The 9468-nt window shown below is 62.5% G+C and carries 9 protein-coding genes and 1 pseudogene; 6 read left to right on the plus strand and 4 right to left on the minus strand.

The features are described 5' to 3' along the window. The first annotated feature begins 121 nt into the window (after nt 1-121). The 3 genes from ACJQWM_RS13655 to ACJQWM_RS13665 all read left to right on the plus strand — a co-directional run bounded on the left by ACJQWM_RS13655 (nt 122) and on the right by ACJQWM_RS13665 (nt 2508). Nucleotides 122-340 (plus strand): hypothetical protein, encoded by a 219-nt coding sequence (locus ACJQWM_RS13655; RefSeq protein ID WP_332706584.1) that lies wholly within the window; start codon nt 122-124, stop codon nt 338-340. A gap of 128 nt (nt 341-468) precedes the next feature. Then, a complete protein-coding gene (locus ACJQWM_RS13660; RefSeq protein WP_332706581.1) occupies nt 469-1329 on the plus strand; it encodes an alpha/beta fold hydrolase in 861 nt (286 codons plus the stop codon). A 552-nt stretch (nt 1330-1881) separates the two neighbouring features. Beyond that, on the plus strand, nt 1882-2508 hold the full coding sequence (locus tag ACJQWM_RS13665) for a porin family protein (protein WP_332706578.1): 627 nt from the start codon (nt 1882-1884) through the stop codon (nt 2506-2508). A 233-nt stretch (nt 2509-2741) separates the two neighbouring features. Here the strand turns inward: ACJQWM_RS13665 and ACJQWM_RS13670 are convergent. Beyond that, nucleotides 2742-2873: pseudogene (locus ACJQWM_RS13670) on the minus strand (integrase core domain-containing protein); the annotation flags it as partial. Between the two features lie 405 nt (nt 2874-3278). On the opposite strand from ACJQWM_RS13670, the gene ACJQWM_RS13675 reads away from it, so the two are divergent. After that, a complete protein-coding gene (locus ACJQWM_RS13675) occupies nt 3279-3905 on the plus strand; it encodes a porin family protein (RefSeq protein ID WP_332706575.1) in 627 nt (208 codons plus the stop codon). A gap of 53 nt (nt 3906-3958) precedes the next feature. After that, nucleotides 3959-4453 (plus strand): GNAT family N-acetyltransferase, encoded by a 495-nt coding sequence (locus tag ACJQWM_RS13680; RefSeq protein ID WP_332706572.1) that lies wholly within the window; start codon nt 3959-3961, stop codon nt 4451-4453. Nucleotides 4454-4987: 534 nt separating this feature from the next. On the opposite strand, the gene ACJQWM_RS13685 is transcribed toward ACJQWM_RS13680, so the two are convergent. The 3 genes from ACJQWM_RS13685 to ACJQWM_RS13695 form a co-directional block, all read right to left on the minus strand. Then, nucleotides 4988-6157, minus strand: coding sequence for an ATP-binding protein (locus tag ACJQWM_RS13685; RefSeq protein ID WP_332706569.1), 1170 nt, complete (start codon nt 6155-6157; stop codon nt 4988-4990). A gap of 297 nt (nt 6158-6454) precedes the next feature. After that, on the minus strand, nt 6455-7078 hold the full coding sequence (locus tag ACJQWM_RS13690) for a response regulator (RefSeq protein ID WP_332706594.1): 624 nt from the start codon (nt 7076-7078) through the stop codon (nt 6455-6457). 68 nt (nt 7079-7146) lie between these two features. Next, complete coding sequence (locus ACJQWM_RS13695) at nt 7147-8253, minus strand: sensor histidine kinase (protein WP_332706564.1); 1107 nt, start codon at nt 8251-8253, stop codon at nt 7147-7149. A 144-nt stretch (nt 8254-8397) separates the two neighbouring features. Here ACJQWM_RS13695 and ACJQWM_RS13700 point away from each other — a divergent pair, with 144 nt between their 5' ends. Then, the gene (locus tag ACJQWM_RS13700) at nt 8398-9120 is read left to right on the plus strand and encodes a DUF2306 domain-containing protein (RefSeq protein ID WP_332706561.1); all 723 of its coding nucleotides are present in this window, start codon (nt 8398-8400) and stop codon (nt 9118-9120) included. Nucleotides 9121-9468: the final 348 nt, after the last annotated feature.

Consider the following 9468-nt stretch of genomic DNA (forward strand, 5'->3'; position numbering starts at 1 on the left):
TGCTGAGTTACGGTGCTGCTGACACCGAGGCGTTATCGGGCGCGCACACCGGGCTCTCGACCTCTAGGCTACGGAAGTTCAAAGACATAAGGCGTTAGGCCTCATCTCAAGGAGTACATGGATGGACCGGGCAAAGAGCTTGCAAACACTTGGTTTCGTTTTCCTCGCATTCGGCGCATCTTTCCTTGCAGTGGGCGTTGCAACGCAGATGCTCGTGTTTACCGTCTTAGGTCCGTCTCTCATGGCGCTTGGCGTTGTGTTCCTTGCCACGTCCAAAGTGCGTGTCAAACCGCTTGCCGCTGGGGTTAAAACGCCGCAAGCACCAGACGGTGAGGCCTAACAATTCAATCAAGCCGAACCCGCTTCGCGGCTTCGGCAACACCGTCGCATTGGGAAACGCGTTGTTCTTCTGTTCTTCGCGCTGCGGGTCGGCTTAATTCAGGCGTTAGGCCGCAATGGGAGACAATCGTGTCTGTCGAAGATATAAAGCAAAACGCAGTCTGCGTTGCCAATACCACCCTCAAATTCACAGCTGAGGGTTCTGGCACGCCGCTCCTCGTTATTGGCTCATCAATCTATTACCCTAGAACGTTCTCTCAGAAACTCAAGCAGCACTGCAAAATTATATGTGCAGACCTGCCACACTTCGTTCAGCTCACGCCCGCGTTCCGGCTCGGATCCATCAGTTTCGAATTATATGCTAATTGTATTGAGTCGATACGCATCGCTGCGGGCCTCGAAGAAGTGGTGATCGTAGGCCATTCGCATCACGGAAATATCGCGCTCGAGTATGCGAAGCGATATCCCCAGAATGTTTCTCGAATAGTCTTGATCGGCTCACCTCCTGTTGATATCGCTCACACAGTTGCAGGCAGCGAGCGATACTGGATATCCCACGCCTCAGATAATCGAAAAGCGATACTTAAACATCGCCGCAATTTAATTGATGAAAAATATATGGCTTCTCTCTTCCCGGAAGCGGCCTATGTCGCCCAGTACGTTGCAGACGCACCTCTGTACTGGTACAACCCAACCTACGATGCTTCATGGCTGTGGCAAGGAATGACTTTCGGAATGGAGGCTGTTCATTCGTTCCGCGGTCTGTACCAAGTGTATGAAATGAACTATGACACCGAATCGCCAAAAGTCCCAGTACTCATTGTGATGGGGCGTTATGATTATGCTGTTCCACATACGCTCTGGAAGAACGCTTTGTCTAGACTCCAGCATGTCACCTTCAAAGTACTGGACCGGAGCGGGCATACTCCGCAGCTTGAGCAACCGAATGCATTTGATAAAATTCTACTTGAGTGGTTGCACCGTCAGTAACCGGTGCGGCCTAACAATTTCATTCGAGCCGCACCCGCTTCGTTGCTTCGTTCAAATGTGTCGTTGTTCCACTGCCACAACTCATCGATCAGCACGCTGCGGGTCGGCTTAATTCAGGCGTTAGGCCTCACGCTCCACGGAGATATCAATGCAAGGGAATCGATCAACACACCAAAGGCGGCCGGTGCTTGTGTTCGCTCTCGCGCTGGCAGGCTCGGCCACCGGCTTGCTTTTTGCGCCTGTGCTCGTAGACCAGTTCTCTGAGGCAGCGCCCTGGCTGCTCCCTGCAATTATCCTGGGTGGCGTTGCCCTTGGCCTTATTGCAGTGCTCACGCTGCCTGCGGTCGTCCGTTGGCGTCGTCAAAGGCACGGGCATCAATGAGGCCTAACAATTCATTCACGCCGAACCCGCTTCGTCGCTCCGTTCAAATTTCCTGTTGCTCCATTGCATCAACTCACCGACTGGCCAGCTGCGGCGCGGCTTAATTCAGGCGTTATGCCCTCACTACCGATCTAGCCGCCGCCTGTTCCTGCATGCTCAAGGGGATATCCATGTTAAAGACAAAAGAAATGGCCGTCGCAATTATCGTTGCAGTAGCGGGTGGGTTCTCGGCGCAAGCCGCCGCCGCTGACAGAGTCGGACCGGGTTGGTACCTTGGCGCTGATCTGGGCCATGCCGAAATCGAGCCAGAGAACCAAGCCGCTGTCAGCAATGAGGACTTATCCGATACCGCTTTTGCGATCCACGGCGGCTACCGGGTGAACCCTTACTTTGCGATCGAGACGGCTTATGCTGATCTGGGTGACTACAGCTATCGAGTAGATTGCCCAGATGTTTGTATTCCCGAAGCCTTTCCGCGGGATATCAGTCTTTCCGGCATACGTTCGGACTTGGCTCTTGTAGGGAGCGTTCCATTTGGCGAACGGTTTGAGGCCTATGCCAAGGTGGGGATTGCGCACACCGAGGTTGAAAGCGAAGTACGCTCCCTCAACGCCAATTTGCGGTCCACGGACAGCAGTTCTGACGCTTTGTATGGTGTGGGCTTGCGCCTGCACTTCGACGCGCCATGGTCGCTGCGTTTGCAGTGGGACCGTACCCCTCAGGTAGGCGAAGACCAGTCGGATGTCGACGCGTGGTGGTTGGGCGTCGAATATCGGTTTGCTAGCCGCCAACGTTAGCAAAAGAGCTTTTGCGTGCTGCTAAAGAATTGCTCTATCGATATCCGCCTGCGTTAAACGGTTGCTCCAGCTATTACGATTAGCGCCTAACAATTCATTCGAGCCGAAGCCGCTTTGCGGCTCGGCTTAATTCGGGCGTTCCGCCTCACAGGAAAGATCGATGCTCAACGCAAAAAGGGGTCAGGTTCATTTACGCAAACGGATAAATGAAGCTGACGCGTTGTTAGCGGTTTGCGCGTGTGGAGCGCGCTAAACCAGTTCTCATTGCGGCACTGTTCGCGGGACCTGCCGTTGAAGGGCTCGACGTAAGCATTCCGGTTCGGCTTGCCCGGCTCGATCAGGCGCAGTTCCACGCTGCGTTCGTGGCACGACGTGCCAGCCGACAGCTGCGCCAGCCAGGCGGCGAAGGCGCCGCGGCGCAAATTCTGGCGCCGCAAAACACGCCCATTCGCATCGACCTAGCAAGTCGATAACAACAGTTTTGCTCAAGTCCGCGCCGATGGTTATAGTGCGCATTGGAGACATCTCCTTCGTTTGATTGACTCTGAAAACCAATCATGGCCCAAGAGGCCGAGCGGCTCTGCCGCTGAAGTGGGAAGTCTCCTTTTTACTCATTCAAGCCGAGTTCGCTTCGTCGCTGGGTTCAAACGTGTCGCTGTTCAACTGCAGCCACTCACCGGCTGGCACGTTGCGGCTCGGCTTAACTCAGGCATTATGCGCTCACTCACCGATCTAGCCGCCGCCTGTTCCTGCATGCTCAAGGGAGATCCATGTTAAAGACGAAAGAAATGGCCGTCGCAATTATCGTTGCAGTAGCGAGTGGGTTCTCGGCGCAAGCCACCGCCGCTGACGGAGTCGGACCGGGTTGGTACCTTGGCGCTGATCTGGGCCATGCCGAAATCGAGCCAGAGGCCCAAGCCGTTGTCAGCAATAAGGACTTATCCGATACCGCTTTTGCGATCCATGGCGGCTACCGGGTGAACCCGTACGTTGCGATCGAGACTGCTTATGCTGACCTGGGTGACTACAGCTATCGACTAGATTGCCCAGAGTTTTGTGCTCCCGAAGCCTTTCCGCAGGACATTAGTGTTTCCGGCGTACGTTGGGATCTGTCTCTTGTTGGAAGCATTCCACTCGGCAAACGGTTTGAGGCCTATGCCAAGGTGGGGATTGCGCACACCGAGGTCGAAAGCGAAATACGCTCCCTCTGGGCCAATTTGCGATCCACGGACAGCAGTTCTGACGCTTTGTATGGTGTGGGCATGCGCCTGCACTTCGATGCGCCATGGTCGCTGCGTTTGCAGTGGGACCGTACCCCGCAGGTAGGCGAAGACCAGTCGGAGGTCGACGCGTGGTGGTTGGGCGTCGAGTATCGGTTTGCTAGCCGCCAACGTTAGCAAAAGAGCATTTCTCGTGTTGCTACAGCCAGGCATTGGACCTAAGGAAGCACATGTCTGACTTTCAGATCCGTCACTACGAGCCAGCCGACCTTTCGCAGGTCCACAAGCTGTACTCGGAGGTCCAGGCCTTCAGCAGCACGCTGCAACTGCCCTACCAGTCATCGGTGCACTGGGAGGGCAAGCTCGATACGTCGCGGGAAGGATGCTTCTGCCTGGTTGCAGTGCGGCAGGACGAGGTTGTCGGCCAGCTCGGGCTTGAGGTGTGCCGCTCACCTCGCCGCCGCCACGTGGCGACGCTGGGCATGGGGGTCAAGGCTTCGGCGCGCCGGCTGGGTGTCGGCTCGACGTTGCTCCAGGCCGCTATCGACATGTGCGAAAGATGGATGCAGATCACGCGCATCGAAATCGAGGTCTACACGGACAACACTGCGGCAATCGATCTCTACAGCCGACACGGATTCGTGGTGGAAGGCACGTGCCGGCGCTCCGCCTTCCGTGATGGAGCGTATGTTGATGCGCATCTCATGGCGCGGGTGGCGGCTTGATTCGAGCGTTGGGCCACACCAATGAAGCTAATTGAGGGAACCTCGAATAACCTCCGCGGCGCAGCTTTTCTCCTTCCCCTTCAAGGGGAAGGCCGGGATGGGGATGGATTGACCTTTGCCGTTGCAGGCTTTGCGCGTAGAGCCAACCCATCCCCACCCAACCCTCCCCTTGAAGAGGAGGGCTTCAAAGCGCTGTTGAGCCTCTCTCCTCGGGAGAGCGGTTGGGATGAGGGCTCGGCGGAGCGGCAGACTTCCGAACATCAACGTAGCGTGTCAGCCGGCGCAGTTGGTCACCATTTCAGCTCCGCCGAGCCCTCATCCGCCCTTCGGGCACCTTCTCCCGAGGGGAGAAGGAACCGCAAAGGCGCTTGCCTGACACAGGTGGCCGTTTGGCTACCGCGGTTCGCGCTCCAGCCTGCTCGTCCGGTTGAGGCATGAGGTTGGTTTAGGGGCGGTAGCAGTGGATTCCCGCATTCGCGGCAATGCGAGCTGAAAGCAGATGCCGGCGTGCGCCTGTTTTCCGCCGCCAACCTCTCAAGTACGCCTCAAGCCCTCCATCGCCGACGGGCGGGTCGCTTCGGAATGGCGCGGGAGCGTCATGCAGAAAACAGTGCCGGCCTGGCCGGAGGAAGCGACGTCGACCGAGCCGCCGTGTGCACGGGCGACTTCGCGGACGATGAACAGTCCCAGGCCGAGGCTGAGGCCGGTCGCGTCCGGGCCGGTGCCACGGACCAGCGGTTCGAATAGCGATTCGCATTTTTCGGTCGGGATTTCCCGCCCGGCGTTGTGCACCTCGATGGCTATGTGAGCGTCCTCGGTGTCGGTCAGGCTAAGCGTGACCGGGGAATCGGGCGCGCCGTACTTGATCGCGTTGCTGACCAGATTGGACACCGCCTGGGCGATGCGCTGCTCGTCCCAGCGGCCGGCCAGATCGCCCTGCCGCCGCAGCTCGATGCGGCGCCCGGGGAACGCCGCCTCCAGTTCGCACACAATGCGTTCGCCCAGCGTGTCCATGCGCATGTCGGTGGGCGTCACCCGCATGCCGCCGCCGGTGCCGGCCCGGACGAAGTCGAGCAGGTCGTCGAGCAGACTCTGGATCCGCCCGCTGCCGCGCAGGATCCGGTCGGTGGTTTCGGTGAGGATCGGCTGCGCTGCATCGCCGCCGAGCTTGAGCACCTGCGCCGAATTGACGATGGTCGCCAACGGGGTGCGCAGTTCATGGCCCAGCACGCCCAGGAACAGGTCGCGCGAATGCGCCGCCTGCTGCGAGAAACGCAGCAGTGATTCGGCCAGCGCCTGGTCCATGGCCTCGTTGAAGCGGGTCAGCTGGTCGACTTCCTCCGGCCCCAGCGATGGCGAAGTCTCAAGCCAGAGCTTGATCACCGATGCACGCAACGCGCGGTACTCGGCCGCGGCCTGATTGACATCGAAACCACTGGCCTCGCGCGCCTTGCCGTGGGTCGTGGCAGCAGAGTCGGACGAACCGCTTTTGACCGGTTGGCGGCCCATCGATTTTTCCGACCGCTGCGACTCGGACTGCGCGGTGTCCATGTCAGCGGCGACGGCGGCGAGGATTTCATTGATGTCGTTGCGCAGCGCCTTGCGCTCCATGCCACCGGCCACTGGCAGAAGCGTCCGGGCGAACGCCTCGCATTCGTCGACGATGCGTTCGCGGTTGTGGGCGATGAAGTCGGACAGGGTCATGGTCGCGAAGTCGAGAGTGGTGTCGGCGACTTCAGGCCTTGGCCAGTCCGTAGCCGGAAGCGGATCTTCCGTGACAGTTCGGGCCGCATGAGGCGGTCCGGTCCGAAATAAAACCGTAGCACGACGCAAGCGTGCTTCGAATGAGCTCGTCGGGCGTCCGCCAGGCGCCTTGCCGCCAGGAGCGGCTTGGCTGCTATGCTCTCGTGGTGCGGCGTCGGCACGGATGATCCATCGCGGCTGAAGCCGCTCCTACGGAAGCAGCCCAGCCTCGTTGCGAAGGTGGCGGGTCTGCAGGCCTCAGATCACCCGCAAGGTGATCGCCTTGAGCACGGCGCGGGTGCGGTCGCGGGTGTCTAGTTTTTCCAGGATCACCGAGACATAGTTCTTGACGGTGCCTTCGGCCAGGAACATCGCGCGGGCGATCTCCTTGTTGGAGTAGCCGCCGGCCATCAGTCGCAGCACGGCGACCTCCTTGTCGGTGAACAGCGCGCGCGGGGCGTCGTCGGCGTGGTAGCGGTAGCGCGCGCGTACCGGGTCGGTGCTGACCGGCTGCAGCAAGGTTTCGCCGTTGGCCAGGCGCACGATCGCTTCGTGCAGGTCCTCCGGTGCGGCGTCCTTGAGCAGGAAGCCCTGCGCGCCGACATCGCGCGCGCGCAGCAGCAGGTCGGCGTCGTCGAAGGTGGTCAACAGCAGCACCGGCGTGGCGTCGCCGCGTTCGCGCAGCTGCCGCACCGCGTCTATTCCATCCATGCCGGGCATGCGGATGTCGCTGAGCACGACATCGACCGGGGTGGTTTCGAGCCGTTCGAGCAGCGCCGCGCCATCGTCGGCCTCGATGGCGATGCGGATGCCATGGCGTTCGAGCAGCGCGCGCAGGCCGGCGCGGACCAGCGCCTGGTCGTCGGCCAGGGCGATGCGCAGCGGGGTGCTCGCGGCGTCTTCCGGACGGTGCTGCTGGGCGAGGTGGGCCGGCGCGTCGGATGCGGCGCTCACAACGGCAGCTCCGCGGCGATCCGCAGCGCGCCGCGTGTGCCGACCGACAGCGACAGCATGCCGCCGGCGGCATCGATGCGCTCGCGCATGCCGGCCAATCCGTTGCCCTCGCGCAGCGGCGCGCGCAGGCGACCGTCGTCCTCGATGTCGAGCCGCAGGCACGCGCCCTCGCGCTGCATGCGCACGTGCACGGTGCCGGCTTCGCCGTGGCGGGCGCTGTTGGTCAGCGCTTCCTGCACCACGCGCAGGACGGTTTCGGCGGTAGCCGGATCAGTGACCTGCAGGTCGGCGGCGATGTCCAGCTGCAGGCGCGGCCGTGGCAGCGGCGCGGCCAGCGCGTGCAGGGCAGTGGCCAGGTCGAGCCCGCGGGTATCGCGCAGCGCCTGCACGACGTTGCGGATATCGCCGAGCAGCTCGCCCGAGAGTTGCTGCGCCAGGCGGACCTCGTCGCGCCCGGCGAACGCCGGGTCGGCGGCCAGCGCGCGTAGGTTCAATGTCATCGCGGTGAGCTTGTGACCGGCGACGTCGTGCAGCTCGCGCGCCACCCGCAGGCGCTCGGCATCGCGCGCGCTGTCGGCGAGCAGGGCGCGGGTGGCGAGGAGGTCGGCATTGACCCGCGCGAGCTGGTCGCGGGCGCGTTCGGCGGTGCTCGCGTAGTGCGCGGTCAGCGCGGCGAAGCCCTGGAAGCCGGCGTAGAGCAGGCTTACCGTCAGCGGCGCCGGATGGGCGGCGTCGCGCAGCACCAGGTAGACCGCCACGTCGATCACCACCACCGCAGCCACCACCACCCGCAGGGGCCACAGCGCGGCCACCATCGCCACCCAGACCACCAGCAGGACCTGGGCTGCGCCGTTGCGGGGGTTGAGCGATACCAGCACCACCGCCGCCACCGGCATCAACGCCAGCAGCAGGTGTCCGAGCACCCGGGAGCGGCGCAAGCAAAGCTCGCGGCACAGCAGGGCGAGGGTGAAGGCGGCGAACAGCGACCACGCCAGCGGGCGGTCCTCCGGCGGCATCCAGCGCATCGACAGGCCGACCGCGAACAGGGTCAACAGCCCGGCGAGGTCGAGCGGTTGCAGCAGGTCGCGCCAGGACAGTCTCATCGCTTCATGCTGAGCGCCGCCGGCGGTGCTGGCAATGGCCTTCGCGCCGAAAGTGACTTCCGGCAGGGCGACGCGATGACCAGCGGGACTACGGCCGGGGTGGGGCCGGCGCGATCCTGCAGGCAATCCCCAGGAGCCGCCCCGATGCCTTTCTATCCGTTGTTCGTGTTGCTCCATGTCGGCGCAGGCATCATCGCGCTGGCCACCTTCTGGCTCGCCGCGGCGCTGCGCAAGGGCAGTCCCGCCCACCGCCTTTCGGGCAAGGTCTACCTGTGCGCGATGGCCGTGATCATCGCCACCGGGTTCCCGCTGGTGGTGCAGCGCCTGGTCGAGGAACAGACGGTGACTGCGGCATTCCTGGGCTACCTGCTGGTGATCACCGCCACCGGCGTCTGGGTCTCCTGGCGGGCGATTCGCGACAAGCAGGATGTGGAGCGGTTCACCGGCCCGGTATATGTGGCGCTGGCGGTGCTGTCATTGGTCAGCGGAGTGGGCGTGCTGGCGCTGGGCCTGCAGGTGGGTGCACCGCTGCTGATCGGCTTCTCGTCGGTGGGCCTGTTGGCGGGCGTGGGGATGTTGCGCAAGCGCCAGCGCCGGGTACAGCTGGCACAGCGCCCGCGCTGGTGGCTGGCGGAGCACTACACCGGGATGCTGGGCAACTTCGTCGCGACCCACATTGCTTTCCTGTCGATCGGACTGCCGCGGTTGCTGCCGATGCTGGATGGCGTCGTTCTCAGCTATGCATCATGGTTCGGGCCGCTGCTGCTGGCCGGCCTGGCCAAGTTCTGGCTCGACCGGCGCTGGGCGCCGCGCCCGCGTCAGGCGTCGGCGCCGGTGGGCCAGCCCTCGCCGGTGCCGCGGTTGTAGACCGTGTCGGTAGCGAGCACGTTGCCGGCCGGGATCGAATCGAGTTGCGAGAGCTTGTCGTAGATCGGGATGCGCAGCCGAGCAAGCTCGGCTCTACGGAATCATCGGGCGTTTTGTAGGAGCGGCCCATGGCCGCGATGGAAATCGGACCACCGCGCCTGTCCGATTCGCGATCGCGCCCATGGGGCGCTCCTACAGAGAAGCGGGAGCGCGGCGGTGCGGGCGTAGAGCGGAGCTTGCTCCGCTGTGGTTCGGTGGGTGTGCGAGGTCGTCATCGATGCGCAGCCGAGCAAGCTCGGCTATCGGGCGCTTTTGTAGGAGCGGCCCATGGCCGCGATGGAAATCGGA

The organism is Novilysobacter longmucuonensis (assembly GCF_046600735.1).
Taxonomy (GTDB): Bacteria; Pseudomonadota; Gammaproteobacteria; order Xanthomonadales; family Xanthomonadaceae; genus Novilysobacter_A; species Novilysobacter_A longmucuonensis.